The sequence below is a fragment of the Synechococcus sp. R5-12 genome (genome assembly GCF_047502655.1).
In the GTDB taxonomy this organism is placed as follows: domain Bacteria; phylum Cyanobacteriota; class Cyanobacteriia; order Thermostichales; family Thermostichaceae; genus Thermostichus.
The window spans coordinates 1-14,037 of the sequence record NZ_JANSIM010000089.1 but is presented as its reverse complement, the minus strand read 5'-3'; the positions used below and the strand labels follow the sequence as shown (position 1 = coordinate 14,037).

The following is a 14,037-nucleotide window of genomic DNA, read 5'->3' as shown; positions in this document are numbered from 1 at the left end:
ACACCAAGCCTGCGGCTATGGTGCGGGCCTCCAGCCCGAAAATTCGGTGACTGTCTATCAAGTAAAGCCCCGCCTACTGATGTTCGAAGACGTTACTGAAGCCCAACAGATCCAGCTCTACCAAAGTAGGCAAATGTTGGAAACACTGCTGCGCCAACTCCCAGCGTTCTTCCCGCCGTAACATCTCCGCCAACTTGTGGCGCACCGGGATCAAATAGCGAACATCGTTGGCGGCATATTCCAGCTGTTCGGCGGATAGCGCGTGGACGGCCCCCCAGTCGGAGCTTTGGGCAGCTTTGTTGAGTTCGACCCCGCACAGCTCGCTCACCACATCTTTGAGGCTGTGTTTGCTGGTGTAGGTGCGGGCCAGTTTGCTGGCAATTTTGGTGCAAAAGACGGGCCACGCCCGGATCCCCAGGTGATAGCGCAGCATCGCCAGGTCAAAGCGGGCGTAGTGGAAAATCTTTTCAATGTTGGGATCCGTCAGCAGCCCCGCCAGAAGGGGGGCCTGCTTTACTCCACGGCTCAACCGCAACAACACCACCTCGCCGGCAGGGTTGGCGATTTGCACCACGCAGAGCCTGTCCCGCTGCGGGATCAGCCCCATTGTTTCTGTATCCACGGCCAGGTAAGGTTCCCTGGCCAGGGCCTTTGCCACTGCAGGGGTGAGATCTTCGTCACAGAGCTGAAAAGGTTGCAGGCCCACTCAGGATCTCTCAAAAGGGTGTTTTGGCTGCATAACCAAGCGGCGAAGGTCGGGTAGCTACCAGCTAGACTTGACCACACCTGGCAATAAGCCTCTGTGGGCCATTTCCCGCAGGCTGTTGCGGCACAGGCCGAAATCGCGGAAGTAACCCCGGGGACGCCCGGTTTTCCAGCAGCGGTTGCGCAGGCGTGTGGGCGAGCTGGCCCGAGGGAGTTTTTGCAGTTGGGCGTGCAGCTCCATGCGGGTGGCCTGGTCGATGTTGGGATCGGCCATGGCCGCTTTCAGTTGTTGGCGCTTCTCCCGATACTTCTCGACCAAGCGTTGGCGCTTTTTCTCCCGCTCGATCATGCTCTTTTTAGCCACGGCTCACTGTTTCCCCAGATTTTTCAGCTTTACTAGAATAACGGGGAGCAGCGGCCCCAAGCAAGGGGATCCCAGGCCCGCCCACGGCCATCCTCGCCAATGTTCATCCCTCTTTTCCGCTCTCCGTAGGATCCCTGAGGCCAGCCCCTCGGCTTGGGGGCAACCTACCTCTATAGGCGAGGTTGGTGTTGGGTGATGGCCATTTCCAGAGTGATCCCGTTTATCGCCACCAAGTTTAGGGTTTCCCCAGAGCAGATTGAGGCCACGCGCGTGATTCTCCACAAGCCGCCGGCTCTGTTGGCAGTGCTGAAGTCGGCCTCTCCACTGCCCAAAGAGGTTTTGCAGGATCCCAGTTTGGCCTATATCTATCCTGCCGCCTTCATTCAATGGTCGAAGTGCATGCATGGCTTGGCGGATTGGGACACTGGGCCGGCACTGAGCTACGCCGATTATGTGGCGCAACTGAAGCTGGCCTTCCTGCCGACGGATATTGCCCTGAGCGGCCATTAGGGATCCCTTGGGTTGGCCATCCCATTTCGGAAGATGCGCCGGGAAGCCTCGCGGACAAACTCTTTGAGCCAACCGGATTTTTGGGTATTTTGCACCTGGGCTTTGACCACCGCCTGCATCCCCCCTTCTCCCCAGCTTTGGTTGTGCTGGAAATACTCAATGAAGCTCTTGCCGGCAATGCGGGTGAGATAGCCAGCACTGGCTGCCTGAATGGGGGCTGTCGCCAGAAAACCGACGACGCTCACTTCGGCAACGGTGGCCAAGATCCCCGTGGTCAGTTGGATCGCTCCTTCCACCAAGCCCAAGCCGGCTAAGGTTTTGGCCAGAGACAAGGCCAGCTCCCGCCCCTGCTGCAGATCCATCTTGCAGCCGTAAAGGGATCCCAGTTCCACCACCATCTGGGCGTTGATGGCGGCAATGGCCAGCAGATCCACCGCCGGGATGGGGTTGGCGAACACCACTCCTGTAACAATCCACTGAAAGCGATCGATCACCTCCTCCGCCTGCCGGCGCAGTTGGGCTTGGAGAATCCGTTTGGCCTCTTCCCCCAACTGTTGCGATTGCAGCAGAGCATTGTCCAAGGCCAGGGATCCACCTTCGGCATAGAGCACTGCCTGCACGCGATCCCGCACCGCCGCCACCTCCGGCTCCGGTCGCCAGGTTTGGGATCCCACCCGCACAGGGGCTGGAGCAGCGGCAGCCATCAACACATCCTGAGGTGGAATCAGGGGGTAGACCCGCTCCCGCAGGCGTTGCAAGAGGATCTGCCGTTCTTCTGAGGTGTAGCGATCCGCTTTGTTCAGGATCAGCAAGGCCCGCTTGCCCAGGGCGATCAACCGGCGCAAGGGATCCACCTCTGACTGGCGCAGATCCCCATCCACCACCACCAGCAGCAGATCGGCAGCTTGGGCTTGGGCTTGCGCCTCCTGTTCCCGCATCACCCCTGCCGGGCCGATCTCCAAAATGCCGGGGCAATCCAGGATCTGCACCGGCTGCGGGATCCCAGGCAAGTTCCAATCGTAACAAGCCACCGCCTGGGTGGTGCCCAGAGTGGCCGCCACCGCCCCCGCCCGCCGCCCCAGCAGCGCGTTCACCAGAGAAGTCTTGCCCGCCGACCCGGTGCCGAAGACCACCACCTTCAGCTGGGGCTGGGCCAACTGTTGGGCCAGCAGGGCCGACCGCTCCGCCAGCGCTGCCCGCGCCACTTCATCCTGGATTTGCGCTAGCTGCGCCTCCAGTTGAGCCAAGTTCTGTTGCGCCGCTTTCCGCTTTTCCAAAGCCGTCTCCGGCAAGGCAGGGGGTTGGGTAATTTCCCTCCTGCTGGGGGCGGGTTGGCGAAACAGAAACAAGTAGTAGATGGCAGCGGCCAAAAACACCAGCAGCAGCAGCACCAGCACCCCGATCAACAGCCCCCCCAAAATCGGGTGGTAGCGGGTGGCGTAGTACAGATCGAGAAACGATTGGATCAGCCAGACGATCAGCCCGGTGAACGAGGCCAACAGCGCCAACAGCAGCAGCAAGCGCAGGTAAGGGAGCGACCGCATAGGGATCCAACAAGGCCACAACCGTTCGCGTCAGCGGGACGGAGCCCTTTTGACTCTACCCGCGGCTGAGCATATCCGGCTACCTAGATGTCGCCTTCTGGCTGCAGGGGCAGGGCTTCTCCATCCGACTCTTCCTTTTCACACCGAGATTCCCCCTCGATGACCTGAATGGCCTGCGGATCCCCGTCAACTTTCACTTGCAGATGGCGCAACTGCCATGCCGAGCCGGCCATGCCCCGCTCCGATTCCACCACCACATCGCCGGTGCGCTGGGCCCCTGTAATCAAAAAGAACAGACACACCCAACCGGCTTCCTCATCTTCCTGAAAGCGCAGCCGCGAGGGCCATCCCGGCCTCAGGGGCTCTCCCAAACGTTCCACCACCACGGCATTTTGTTCGAGCTGCTCCACCGCCAACTGGTAGGTGCGATAGGCACCCGAAGTGCGGATCCCATTCCAGATCAGGATCCCTGCCCCCGCCAGCCCCAGGCCCAACACCGCCAGCAGGCCCAAACAGCCGCAGCCACAGCAGCCCAGAGGGGCAGCACAGCCGACTTTTTGTGGAGTTTCTGACACAGCCCATTGCCACCCTAGAATGCCCCCACCCTAACACAAGGCTGTTGCTCATCCTCTATGCCTTCATTGCCGACAAGGTACAGACAAAAAGCCAAGCAACCCTACGCCATTTGTCGGTGACGAACATCGCTTCTCAGTTCCGTATTGCCACAGATATCTGTTACGGCCTCAAACAACAGCTCGAAAAATCATGGGATCAGCACCTCTTTGGCAAGTTCAAGCAACTCACTGTTGAGTCTAATTTTGTACTGCGGTGAGGATGGGATCCCTACGTATCCAATTGTTGGCTCTGCTCCCACTTCGATTAGAAAGGCTTGTGACACAAAGATTTCAAGCTTTTCGCCTACACGGAATCCGGATGGCTCAGAAGGTCAATGGGTATCTGGAAAGCCCTATTTCCGAGCACCGAGAAAGAAGACAAAGTGCGCGCATACCGAATCCGCTATTTGGCGGAGTCAATATCAGAGGGATTTGTCGAGAATAAGAGCAGCAAAAGGTCTCCATCCAATCGCCTAAACCTATGGATGAAGCGACAACCATAACCGTGCAGCAGATCATTCAAACCGCCATGATGACCGGTTTGCTCACCGCTGCTCAGGAACACGAACTTAACGTAAGGCTATTTCGAGAGGAGTGCTCCGAAGCCGACCTCTTCCTGCTGCGCCGTCTACACCGCTGCCTACGCCAGGGATCCATCCGCCAGATCCCGGCCCTGAACAACACTGTAGCGGTTGGCCGCTTTGGCCCGCCCCTGCGCCTGGTACCGGACAGAGCCGAGACAACTCAGTCCCAGCCGACTGGGTTAAGCCTGGCGAGGGATCCCAAGACCGGGTAGTCAAGCAATTACAAGCAATTAGTGACGAGGGGGCAGAGGTAAGGTCGAGGGTTGGGCAACGGTCAAATCAGGGAAAGGGGGAGCTGAGGTTTTGCTTTCCCCGTCGTGCAGCAACACATATAAAGCAAACACATATAAAGCAAGGGATCACCAACGACGTCAACGGCAAGGCAATCTCGAATGAGCTACGGACTTCTACAGCACTTCCCTTTGCCTCTCTTCATCGCTGGAGCCCTTCCGAGTTCAGCCGCCTAGCTAAGCTTTTGAATAGGAGCGATACGGGGATCCAAGATTTTCTGTTGACCGATAGCGGGAAACCTCACCGCAATCGTGACCCGTTCACCACTGCCGAACACATGGGTAATCTGGCCTTGTCCGAATTGGGGATGTTGCAAACGATCTCCAATCGCCCACTGTTCTGAACGGCTTTGGCGGCGATTGGGCCTGGCCTTGGGTGCATCTGAAAGGGACAGTCCACTGCCGTGGGAGAGCTGTCGAGAAACGGCTCCGCGTCCGTCGAATTCGATTAACTCTTGGGGCAGTTCACTTAAAAATACCGAAGGAATAGCTGGTTCGCGGTTGCCGTAGAGCATCCTTTCCCTGGCGTGGCTGATATACAACTGCTCACGGGCACGGGTAATGCCCACGTAGCAAAGGCGTCGCTCTTCTTCCAAAGCAGCGGGATCCTCCAAAGCCCGGAAATTGGGAAATAGACCCTGTTCCACCCCCACCAAGAACACAACAGGAAACTCCAAACCTTTGGAAGAGTGCAACGTCATTAGCGAAACTTTCTCAGCGCCTTCCTGAAGGTTGTCCAAGTCGGAAGCCAAAGACACATTGCTCAAAAAAGCCTCAAGGCTGGGATCCTCCTGTTCTTCCTCGAATTGGCGGGCGGCATTGTAAAGTTCCATCACGTTGGCCGCTCTTTCTTCAGCTTCGTCTGTACCCTGTGCCTTGAGATCCTCCAAATAGCCGGAATCCCTTAGCAACCCTTCGATAAGGGTGGCGGCTGAAGTCTGAGAAGCCTGTCGATGCCAATGCTGAATCAACTGAGCAAACTGAATGACAGGCTTAGCCGAACGGCCCGCCAAGCTACTTACAGAGGTTTCATCGCTGAGAATTGCCCACAAAGGCACGTTGAGAGCCGCCGCCGCTTCGGTCAGCTTGTCCAGAGTAGATTTGCCGATGCCACGGCGCGGCACGTTAATAATTCGCAGCAGGCTAAAGGAGTCGGCAGGGTTGGCCACAACCCGCAAATAGGCCAGGACATCCTTAATTTCTTTGCGATCGTAAAATCGCAGTCCGCCTACCACCGTGTAAGGGATCCCCCACCGCAGCAAAACCTCTTCAAAAGGACGGGATTGAGCGTTGGTGCGGTAGAGAATGGCAAAATCTCCCCAGGAGAAAGCATTGGCATTTTGGCTGTGTAACCGCCGGATGGTATTGACAACAAACTCAGCCTCTGCAATCTCGTCATCCGCCTGATGAAGGAAAATCGGACTTCCTTGCTGACGGGTTGGCCTGAGAACTTTATCAATGCGCTCTGTATTTTTCTCGATGAGAGCGTTAGCTGCCTGCAGAATGGTAGCTGTAGAGCGATAGTTCTCCTCCAGCTTGATCATGGTGCGGGTATCATCATCCGGGAGACCATCTCCAAAGGTCTCTTGAAACTCCAGCAAAATGGTAAAATCTGCCCCGCGAAACCGATAGATGCTTTGATCGGCATCTCCCACCACAAAGATCGATCGGTTTCTCCAATCCAACCGAGATCTGCAGGTCTCGCCGTTGGTGGCCAACAGACGAATCAACTCATACTGAGTGCGGTTGGTGTCTTGGTATTCATCCACCAAAATGTGTCGAAATCGTTGGTGCCAGTAAGCCAACACCTGCTCGTTTTGTCGAAAAAGCTGCACTGGTATCCAAATCAAGTTATCAAAGTCCAGAGCATTGTTGGCTGCCAGTTGGTCTTCATAGATTTCGTAAACTTGGGCGATGGTACGGCCACGGAAGTTGGGCTGATTGCGCTCCAGGTCGGCAGGAGTCCAACCTTGGTTTTTGGCATTGCTAATGGCGTAGCGTACCGACCTTGGGTCAAACTTGCGCTCATCCAAGTTCAGTTGCTTGGTTACAATCTCCTTCACCAGGGATTGGGCATCTGATTCATCGAAAATCGAGAAGTTGCGAGTCCACTTTCGCCCCTTGGGATCCTGATATTTTTCAATATCTATGCGCAGGATCTGGGCAAATAAGCTGTGGAAAGTGCCGATCCAAAGGGGTTTAATCAGCCGATGGTAAACGCTGGATTTCAGCCGGGTGACTTGGGCTGGCTCCAATTGCTCCAGCGGGATCCCAAATTGTTCTTGAGCTTCTTGTTCGGCAAAGAGCTGCTCAATGCGCTCTTTCATCTCACGGGCGGCCTTGTTGGTGAAGGTCACGGCCAAAATTTCTCCTGGATCCACCCGATAGTGGCGAACCAGGTAGGCAATGCGGTGGGTGAGGGCGCGTGTCTTGCCGGAACCTGCCCCGGCAACCACCAGCAACGGGCCACAAAAATGTTGCACCGCTTGCCGTTGAGAAGGGTTGAGGGCATCCAGCAAAGAGGCGTGAGTCATGGCCAGCAAACCAGAAACTGCCTTCCATTATGGGCACCAACCCAATGGGGATGAGAAGCCCAGAGGGCATTTTGGAGCACCAAAGATGAAGATCGGTTAAGATTTGGCCGGCCCGCTCCAGAGCTCCCCGCCATGAACCGAGTGCTGTCCTGCTGCTGTGCCCCGGCTAACCGCTGCTGGCTTTGCGTTCAAAAGAGACTTGTGGCTTTGGGGTTTGCCACCCTTGCCCTGCTTTCTCAAGGTGCGTTCGATCCCGCCCAAGCTGGCAACTGCCCCAGCAACGGCAACCCCAAAACATCTCTTGACCTCAAGGTGGAAAGCGTTTCTGGGGATCGGCTTGACCTAAGTCGGTATGAGGGCATTCAAGCGCTGATCCTGACCAACAGCCAAACCCGCTCGCAATCGGAAGCCCTCTCCAAAAGTTTGGCCCTGGAGTTTGGGCAAAACCCTCGGCTGCGCCAGATCGTGCTGGTGGATGGCAGGGGGCTGCTGCTGGTGCGCCACTTGGTTTTGCAGGCCATCCGGGAGAGTGTACCGACGGATCCCCGCCTGGTTTCTCCGTTTGTGTATGTCTCGGTCGATTTTGAGGGAGCAACCATCCAGAAGCTGCAAGAAATAGCCGCTGCAGCTTTGCCTGGGATCAATTTTCGCCGCCAGGCTGTTTTGTTGCTGTTGGACGGCCAGGGAACTCTTCTGAGCGGATTTGCCGACTTGGAGCAATCCAACCTCAGCATTCGCCGGTGCATTCGCACCCTCATGGGATAGTCCCACTTCCCTTTCACACCGGCAACGCCTCTCCTCTGCTGCTCTGGCCCAAGCCATTAAACTGGTCATACCGGTCATGTTGAAGCTTTGAGTCAACCGGTCGAACGACGGCTCTCTGTTCGCGGGATCCCATGCGCCGCCAGCTCAAAATCTTGAACCAAATCCTCGATTACAAGCTTGCCAACTTGCGGCTGTTTGGCCGAGCCGAGCTGAAGGGGCCTGTTCTCAACGTGCTGCTGGAACGGCTGCCGGGCGATGTGGTGGATACCCTGCAGGTGATGGAGGTGGTGCGCAGTGCGGTGGAAGCCTCTCTGCTGCAAGGGTTGCGCAAGGTCAACGTTTACCTTTGGTGCCGCGGACAAACTGAAGAAGCGCCGGAGTGGAGCGAAAGCTTTGCTGTAGAGCCATTGGTCTTGGCCCACCCCAAGGAGCTCCGAAGCCTTGCTTTCAACTATCGACAAGACTATCCCGGCATGCGGGTGCTGTTTTTCTGCCTGGGCCTTTGTCTGGGCGGCTTTTACCTGTTGGGGGGCTGGGAGCAGACAGGTTGGATCGATTGGATCCCCGTAGGACTGGCCTTCGCCTTGGGGGTGATCTTCCCCTGGCTCAAACGCTCCCTCAGCCAGTTTGTACACCCTCTATTTCTCCGCCTTGGCCTGGGCTTGGGCTTGGTCTTATTGGGCCTGGCAGTGGCGCTGATCTGGCGGCAGGGCTGGAGCGTTGCCTATGGGATCCTCGGCCTCCTGGCCATCCTCCTGTTGGGTCTGGGAGCCTAGTTCTCAACCGGCAGTGGTGCCGCTGAAGACGTGTAGGGCAGGGCCGGTCATCCACACGTGCTGTGTGCTCGGATCCCAGCGAATTTCCAGATTTCCTCCCGGCAGTTCTACTGTAGCTTGCGATTCTGCGCGCTCCTCCAAAACAGCAGCCACCAAAACAGCACAGGCACCCGTCCCACAAGCCAGCGTTGCCCCTGCTCCCCGCTCCCAAACCCGTAGGCGCAGACGAGTCGGGCTGAGCACCTGCACAAATTCGGTGTTGGTGCGCTCAGGAAAGGCCGGATGATGCTCAAACAGGGGGCCCACAGCTGCCAAGTCCAGCTCCTCCAGGGATCCCTCTTCTTCCAGGAAGACCACACAATGGGGGTTGCCCATGCTCACCGCCGTCACCCGCCACTCTCGCCCGGCCACTGCAAGCGGCTGCCGAATGACCTTCTCATCCGGTTCGACCAAGGTGGTGGGGATTTGCTTGGCCAAAAGGCGAGGGATCCCCATGTCCACCGTGACCAGCCCATCTGCCCGCACCTGCGGCACGATTCGCCCCGCCAAGGTGTGGATCTGGTAGGCGCCATCCCGACCTGGGATCCCCAAGTCCTGCAGAAAGCGGGCCAAACAGCGGATCCCATTGCCGCACATCTCCGCCTCGGAACCGTCGCTGTTGAAGAGGCGCATGCTGAAATCTGCCCCCTCCTGCCCCGGCAGCAGGAAGATAACCCCATCGGCTCCCACCCCAAAGCGGCGATTGCAAAGGGCAACGGCCTCTTCCGGGCTCAAGCAGGGCTGAGACTGCCGGCGGTTGTCCACCAAGATAAAATCGTTCCCCAACCCCTGGTACTTGTGAAAGGAGAGACGGGGGGTCAGCCGAGCAGACATTTACCCAGATATCCCAACGACAGGCCTTAATCCTCGTGCATCTCGTAGGGATCCTGCAAGTCCTTGGAAGGGGGGCCAAAGGCCGTGTAGATGGCAAACGCGGTGATGCAGATGGTAACTGCCGCAATCGCCACAATTAGGGAAAAGGTGGGTTCCATATCTAAGTCTGAGTCCTCAGATCCTGAGAGCGTTCGACTACAGTATTACACAAGTTTACAATTCATTGCTCAAGGCAAAAGGGGTTGGCCAGATTCTGATAGCGTGATTTTAATGGGGTGGCTGTCTGGGCGGTGCCGAGCACCAAGGATCCACCGCCCGGGTTGGTCATCTTCGACTTCATCAATGTGTTCTGTTCCTAACTTACTGCGAGAACCTATGGCCATTCGTACCAGACTGGGCGATCTGCTGCGTCCCCTCAACTCGGAATACGGTAAAGTGGCTCCCGGCTGGGGCACCACGCCCCTGATGGCGGTCTTCATGGCCCTATTTGCCGTCTTCCTGTTGATCATCCTGCAGATTTACAACAAGTCGCTGCTTTTGGAAGACATTAACGTCTCCTGGGAGAGCCTCAGCTTTTGAGTTCCCAGGCCCTACTCTGGGGAAAGTCCCCGTCCCGCCAGACGGTTGTAAGCGGGATCAAGGCAGCTCCTCTTCTCCTCCGAGCCGATGCCTTCAGGGTGCTGGCTCCAGGCGCAGCAGGGATCCACTGGGGGCATCGGTCAACAGGTAGAGCAAGCCATCCGGCCCCTGCCGCACATCGCGAATGCGACCCACCGCCCCTTCCAGCAGGCGCTCTTCCGCCACCACGCGCTCTCCATCCAGTACCAAGCGCGCCAGGTGTTGCCCGGCCAGCGCCCCCACAAATAGGTTGCCCCGCCATTCGGGGAAAGCCTCCCCTGTGTAGAAAGTCATGCCGGAAGGGGCAATTGAGGGCGTCCAGTGCAGCAGAGGGGAAGCCAAGCCGGGAGCTGCCGCCAGTCCTTGGCCGACGGGTTCTCCCGTATATTCTCGACCGTAGGTGATTAGGGGCCAGCCGTAGTTGACGCCGGGGGCCAAGATGTTGATCTCGTCCCCACCCTGCGGCCCATGTTCATGGGACCAAATTGCCCCTGTTTCAGGGTGGCGGGCCATTCCCTGAATGTTGCGGTGGCCATAGGTAAAAGTTTCCGGCAAAGCCCCTGCTTGGCCGACAAATGGGTTGTCCGCCGGGATCCCGCCCGCATCCGTAATGCGCAACACTTTACCGGCAGAATCCCCCAAATCTTGGGCTCGATCCCGTTCTCCGCGGTCGCCGGTGCTGATGTAGAGAAATCCCTGTTCATCAAAGGCCAGGCGGGAGCCAAAGTGCTGTTGAGCGGGGGTCTTGCGCTCCATATCAAAAATCACTTCCAGATCCTGTAGGCCCCCTTCCCCCAGACGAGCTCGCGCCACCCGCGTGCCTCCCCCACCGGGCCCAGGCGCTGCATAAGACAGATAAATCCAGCCGTTCTCTGCATGGTTGGGGTGCAAGGCGATGTCCAGCAGGCCCCCCTGCCCCTGGGCAAACACCTCGGGCACACCGGCTATTGGCTGGGGATCCAACCCCTGGTCGGTAACCCGGCGCAGCCGCCCTGGGCGTTCGGTAACCAAGAGAGTTCCATCCGGCAAAAAGGCCATCCCCCAAGGGTGCTCCAAACCCTGGGCCAAAGTAACCACCCGAAACGCTTGCTCCGTTCTGGCCCTGGGCAAGGCTTGGGCATGATCCCCCTGTTGCAGGGTCATCACCATCTCCGGGCTGACCGGGTAGGCCGCCACGACAGCGGGGACGGACACCCCCCCAAAAAGCAGCAGTGAGGAGAGAAGCTTGATCGCCGGGATCCTCATGGCCATTGCCGCCTCGTTTTCGCGATGGATTCTGGGGTCTGAGCTAGTCGATTATTACTGCTGCTCTTCTGGAGATGGGTACCGATGAGGGTAAAACCCACTGCGGACCAGAGTGGGCAACCCCCTGTCCCCTCCCGGCCATAGGCTAGCCTTGAGAGCAGCAATCTGTCTCCAAAGCATGCTGGAACCTGGCGAGATCTTGGGACTCGATCCCGCGGGCGCGAACGGCCAATCCCCCGCCCGCCCACCCCAAAGGCAAACCTGCGGATCCCTGCAGCAGCTCCAGCCCCACTCCAGAGGGATCCACCTCATCTGTGCCCAGGGCCGCTGGTCTATGCAGGTGCTCACCCCCCGTCTGTTTCGGCTGCGCTTTAGCCCCAGCGGAGCGTTTTTGCCCCGTCGTTCCTGGGATGTGGCTCCAGCCGATGAAGAGTGGCCGCCGGCTCCCTTTGAACTGCAGGAAAGCTCCACCCAAATCCACCTGTCCACCTCCCAGGTGCAAGTTCAGATCGATCGGGATCCCCTCCGGTTCAGTTTTCAAGACTCTCAAGGGCAAGAGTTTTGCGCCGATGTCTCCTCTGGGCTTACCTGGGGATCCGATAGCATCCGCCTGGTCAAACACCTCCACCCTGCCGAGCACATCTATGGCCTAGGGGAACGGGCGGGGCTACTCAACAAACGGGGTCGGCGCTACAGCCACTGGACTCGCGACTGCTGGAACTACGACGCCCACAGCGACAATCTCTACCAGGCCATTCCCTTCGCCCTGTTTCTTCGCCCCAACCTCTGCTACGGGCTCTTCCTGCACTGCACCCACTGGAGCCAGTTCGACCTGGGCCAGATCGATCCCGAGCAGTGGGCCATCGAGGTGCGCGCCCCCGAGCTGGATTACTACCTGATCTACGGCCCCACCCCGGCCTTGGTGCTCGAGACCTACACCCAACTCACTGGGCGGCCTCCCCTTCCTCCCCTCTGGGCCTTGGGCTACCAACAGTGCCGCTGGAGCTACGCCAGCGCCGCCCAGGTTCAAACCGTTGCGCAGCAATTTCGCCAGCGGCAGATCCCCTGCGACGTCATTTACTTGGATATCGACTACATGCGCGGCTACCGCGTCTTCACCTGGGATCCCCGCCGCTTCCCCGAACCGGCCCGGCTCATGGCCCAACTCCACGAGGCTGGCTTCCGGGTGGTAGCCATTGTGGATCCCGGCGTCAAGTTCGAGCCCGAAGCCGACTACGCCGTCTTCGACGAGGGCTTGGCCCAGGATTTCTTTATCCGCCGCGCCGACGGCCACCTCTTCCATGGCTACGTTTGGCCAGGCAAAGTCCTCTTCCCCGACTTCTTGCGCCCCGGAGTGCGGCAGTGGTGGGGATCCTGGCAACGGGTTCTCACCCAAGCCGGTGTGGATGGCATCTGGAACGACATGAACGAGCCGGCCCTCAACGACCGCCCCTTTGGAGACGGCGGCCAGATCGTCGATATCCCCCTCGATGCCCCCCAAGGCCCACCCGACGAACCCACCACCCACGCCGAAGTTCACAACCTGTACGGCCTGCTGATGACACGCGCTTCCCGTGAAGGCTTGGAACAGCTCAACCCCAACCGGCGCCCCTTCGTGCTGACTCGCTCCGGCTTTGCTGGGATCCAGCGCTGGGCTGCCGTCTGGACAGGCGACAACCAATCCTCCTGGGAACACCTGGAGATGTCCCTGCCCATGCTCCTAAACCTGGGCCTGTCGGGAGTTAGCTTTGTCGGCGCGGACATCGGCGGCTTCGGTGGCAATGCCACTCCCGAGCTGTTTGCCCGTTGGATGCAAATGGGAATTCTTTACCCCCTCATGCGCGGCCACAGCGCCCTGGGCACCCGCCCCCACGAGCCCTGGAGCTTTGGCCTCGAAGTGGAAACCATCTGCCGGCAGGCCATTCAGTTGCGTTACCAGCTGCTGCCCTACCTCTACAGCCTCTTTTGGGAGTCCAGCCAAACCGGATCCCCCATCTTGCGCCCCCTTCTCTACGAGTTTCCCGACGATCCGCAAACCTACGAGATCTCAGATCAAGCCATGCTGGGATCCGCCCTCCTAGCTGCCCCTGTGGTTCGGCCTGGCGTGCGGTGCCGCGCTGTTTACCTACCCCAGGGCACTTGGTTTGATTGGTGGACAGGTCAGGCCCACACCGGCCCCCGCTACATTCTCGTCCCTGCCCCTCTCGAACAACTGCCGCTGTTTGTGCGGGGTGGCTCCGTTCTGCCTTTAGCTCCCCCCTGCCCGTCCACCGCCCACCTGCGCCGTGACCAACCGCACCTCAAACTCTACCCCGGCAACGGCAGCTTCACCCTCTACGAAGACGACGGGGAAACCCTCGCCCATCGAGCAGGAGCCTGGGCCACCACCCTCTTCCGCTTGCGACAGCAAAATGGCCAGCTCATTCTGGAGATCGAGGCCCGCCAGGGCAACTGGAGCCCGCCCCAGCGTAGCTGGCTTCTGGAGCCCCTTGGCCACACTCCCCTCTCCCTGCCGGACACCGGACAGCCGCAACGGGTTCTCTGGCCCACCCCAGAGGATCCCCCGTTTAGGTGACATACTCCCATCACTGACCCTACAGGTACAGCGTGGGCTT

Annotated in this window: 14 protein-coding genes; 6 read left to right on the top strand and 8 right to left on the bottom strand. The window is 58.8% G+C overall.

Annotated elements, in window-relative coordinates; genetic code table 11:
* Positions 1 to 73: 73 nt before the first annotated feature.
* Together NW843_RS05360 and rpsN are read right to left on the bottom strand one after the other, a co-directional pair.
* The gene (locus NW843_RS05360) at positions 74 to 706 is read right to left on the bottom strand and encodes a ribonuclease D (RefSeq protein WP_414522337.1); all 633 of its coding nucleotides are present in this window, start codon (positions 704 to 706) and stop codon (positions 74 to 76) included.
* Positions 707 to 763: 57 nt separating this feature from the next.
* A complete protein-coding gene (gene rpsN, locus NW843_RS05355; RefSeq protein ID WP_011432985.1) occupies positions 764 to 1,069 on the bottom strand; it encodes a 30S ribosomal protein S14 in 306 nt (101 codons plus the stop codon).
* A 195-nt stretch (positions 1,070 to 1,264) separates the two neighbouring features.
* Between rpsN and NW843_RS05350 the strand changes: the two genes are divergently transcribed.
* Positions 1,265 to 1,579, top strand: a complete 315-nt coding sequence (locus NW843_RS05350; RefSeq protein WP_011432986.1) for a hypothetical protein — start codon at positions 1,265 to 1,267, stop codon at positions 1,577 to 1,579.
* Here the strand turns inward: NW843_RS05350 and NW843_RS05345 are convergent.
* Positions 1,576 to 3,123, bottom strand: coding sequence for a YcjF family protein (locus NW843_RS05345; protein WP_414522336.1), 1,548 nt, complete (start codon positions 3,121 to 3,123; stop codon positions 1,576 to 1,578). The genes NW843_RS05350 and NW843_RS05345 overlap by 4 nt on opposite strands.
* Before the next feature lie 83 nt (positions 3,124 to 3,206).
* The gene (locus tag NW843_RS05340; protein WP_414522335.1) at positions 3,207 to 3,698 is read right to left on the bottom strand and encodes a cytochrome c oxidase assembly factor Coa1 family protein; all 492 of its coding nucleotides are present in this window, start codon (positions 3,696 to 3,698) and stop codon (positions 3,207 to 3,209) included.
* Positions 3,699 to 4,218: 520 nt separating this feature from the next.
* On the opposite strand from NW843_RS05340, the gene NW843_RS05335 reads away from it, so the two are divergent.
* Positions 4,219 to 4,533: a hypothetical protein gene (locus NW843_RS05335; RefSeq protein WP_414331733.1), complete on the top strand. Its 315-nt coding sequence runs from the start codon at positions 4,219 to 4,221 to the stop codon at positions 4,531 to 4,533.
* A 251-nt stretch (positions 4,534 to 4,784) separates the two neighbouring features.
* On the opposite strand, the gene pcrA is transcribed toward NW843_RS05335, so the two are convergent.
* On the bottom strand, positions 4,785 to 7,145 hold the full coding sequence (gene pcrA / locus NW843_RS05330) for a DNA helicase PcrA (protein ID WP_414522334.1): 2,361 nt from the start codon (positions 7,143 to 7,145) through the stop codon (positions 4,785 to 4,787).
* A 201-nt stretch (positions 7,146 to 7,346) separates the two neighbouring features.
* Here pcrA and NW843_RS05325 point away from each other — a divergent pair, with 201 nt between their 5' ends.
* Positions 7,347 to 7,910, top strand: a complete 564-nt coding sequence (locus tag NW843_RS05325; protein ID WP_414342261.1) for a hypothetical protein — start codon at positions 7,347 to 7,349, stop codon at positions 7,908 to 7,910.
* Between the two features lie 131 nt (positions 7,911 to 8,041).
* Positions 8,042 to 8,686: a hypothetical protein gene (locus tag NW843_RS05320; protein ID WP_414375245.1), complete on the top strand. Its 645-nt coding sequence runs from the start codon at positions 8,042 to 8,044 to the stop codon at positions 8,684 to 8,686.
* 3 nt (positions 8,687 to 8,689) lie between these two features.
* Here the strand turns inward: NW843_RS05320 and dapF are convergent, their stop codons facing one another.
* Together dapF and psbN are read right to left on the bottom strand one after the other, a co-directional pair.
* A complete protein-coding gene (gene dapF, locus NW843_RS05315) occupies positions 8,690 to 9,559 on the bottom strand; it encodes a diaminopimelate epimerase (protein ID WP_414409228.1) in 870 nt (289 codons plus the stop codon).
* Positions 9,560 to 9,585: 26 nt separating this feature from the next.
* Positions 9,586 to 9,717, bottom strand: coding sequence for a photosystem II reaction center protein PsbN (gene psbN, locus NW843_RS05310; RefSeq protein ID WP_011432995.1), 132 nt, complete (start codon positions 9,715 to 9,717; stop codon positions 9,586 to 9,588).
* Positions 9,718 to 9,934: 217 nt separating this feature from the next.
* Here psbN and psbH point away from each other — a divergent pair, with 217 nt between their 5' ends.
* Positions 9,935 to 10,138 carry a photosystem II reaction center phosphoprotein PsbH gene (gene psbH / locus NW843_RS05305; RefSeq protein ID WP_011432996.1) on the top strand — a complete coding sequence of 68 codons (204 nt, stop codon included), beginning with the start codon at positions 9,935 to 9,937 and terminating at the stop codon, positions 10,136 to 10,138.
* 93 nt (positions 10,139 to 10,231) lie between these two features.
* Here psbH and NW843_RS05300 read toward each other — a convergent pair whose 3' ends face one another.
* The gene (locus tag NW843_RS05300) at positions 10,232 to 11,428 is read right to left on the bottom strand and encodes a PQQ-dependent sugar dehydrogenase (RefSeq protein WP_414522333.1); all 1,197 of its coding nucleotides are present in this window, start codon (positions 11,426 to 11,428) and stop codon (positions 10,232 to 10,234) included.
* Between the two features lie 172 nt (positions 11,429 to 11,600).
* Between NW843_RS05300 and NW843_RS05295 the strand changes: the two genes are divergently transcribed.
* Positions 11,601 to 13,997 (top strand): glycoside hydrolase family 31 protein, encoded by a 2,397-nt coding sequence (locus tag NW843_RS05295; RefSeq protein WP_414522332.1) that lies wholly within the window; start codon positions 11,601 to 11,603, stop codon positions 13,995 to 13,997.
* The last annotated feature ends 40 nt before the right edge of the window (positions 13,998 to 14,037 follow it).

Coding starts and splice junctions, on each gene's coding strand:
- NW843_RS05350 (WP_011432986.1), top strand. CDS start 1,265: ATGGCCATTTCCAGAGTGATCCCGTTTATCGCCACCAAGTTTAGGGTT.
- NW843_RS05345 (WP_414522336.1), bottom strand. CDS start 3,123: ATGCGGTCGCTCCCTTACCTGCGCTTGCTGCTGCTGTTGGCGCTGTTG.
- NW843_RS05335 (WP_414331733.1), top strand. CDS start 4,219: ATGGATGAAGCGACAACCATAACCGTGCAGCAGATCATTCAAACCGCC.
- pcrA (WP_414522334.1), bottom strand. CDS start 7,145: ATGACTCACGCCTCTTTGCTGGATGCCCTCAACCCTTCTCAACGGCAA.
- NW843_RS05320 (WP_414375245.1), top strand. CDS start 8,042: ATGCGCCGCCAGCTCAAAATCTTGAACCAAATCCTCGATTACAAGCTT.
- dapF (WP_414409228.1), bottom strand. CDS start 9,559: ATGTCTGCTCGGCTGACCCCCCGTCTCTCCTTTCACAAGTACCAGGGG.
- psbN (WP_011432995.1), bottom strand. CDS start 9,717: ATGGAACCCACCTTTTCCCTAATTGTGGCGATTGCGGCAGTTACCATC.
- psbH (WP_011432996.1), top strand. CDS start 9,935: ATGGCCATTCGTACCAGACTGGGCGATCTGCTGCGTCCCCTCAACTCG.
- NW843_RS05300 (WP_414522333.1), bottom strand. CDS start 11,428: ATGGCCATGAGGATCCCGGCGATCAAGCTTCTCTCCTCACTGCTGCTT.
- NW843_RS05295 (WP_414522332.1), top strand. CDS start 11,601: ATGCTGGAACCTGGCGAGATCTTGGGACTCGATCCCGCGGGCGCGAAC.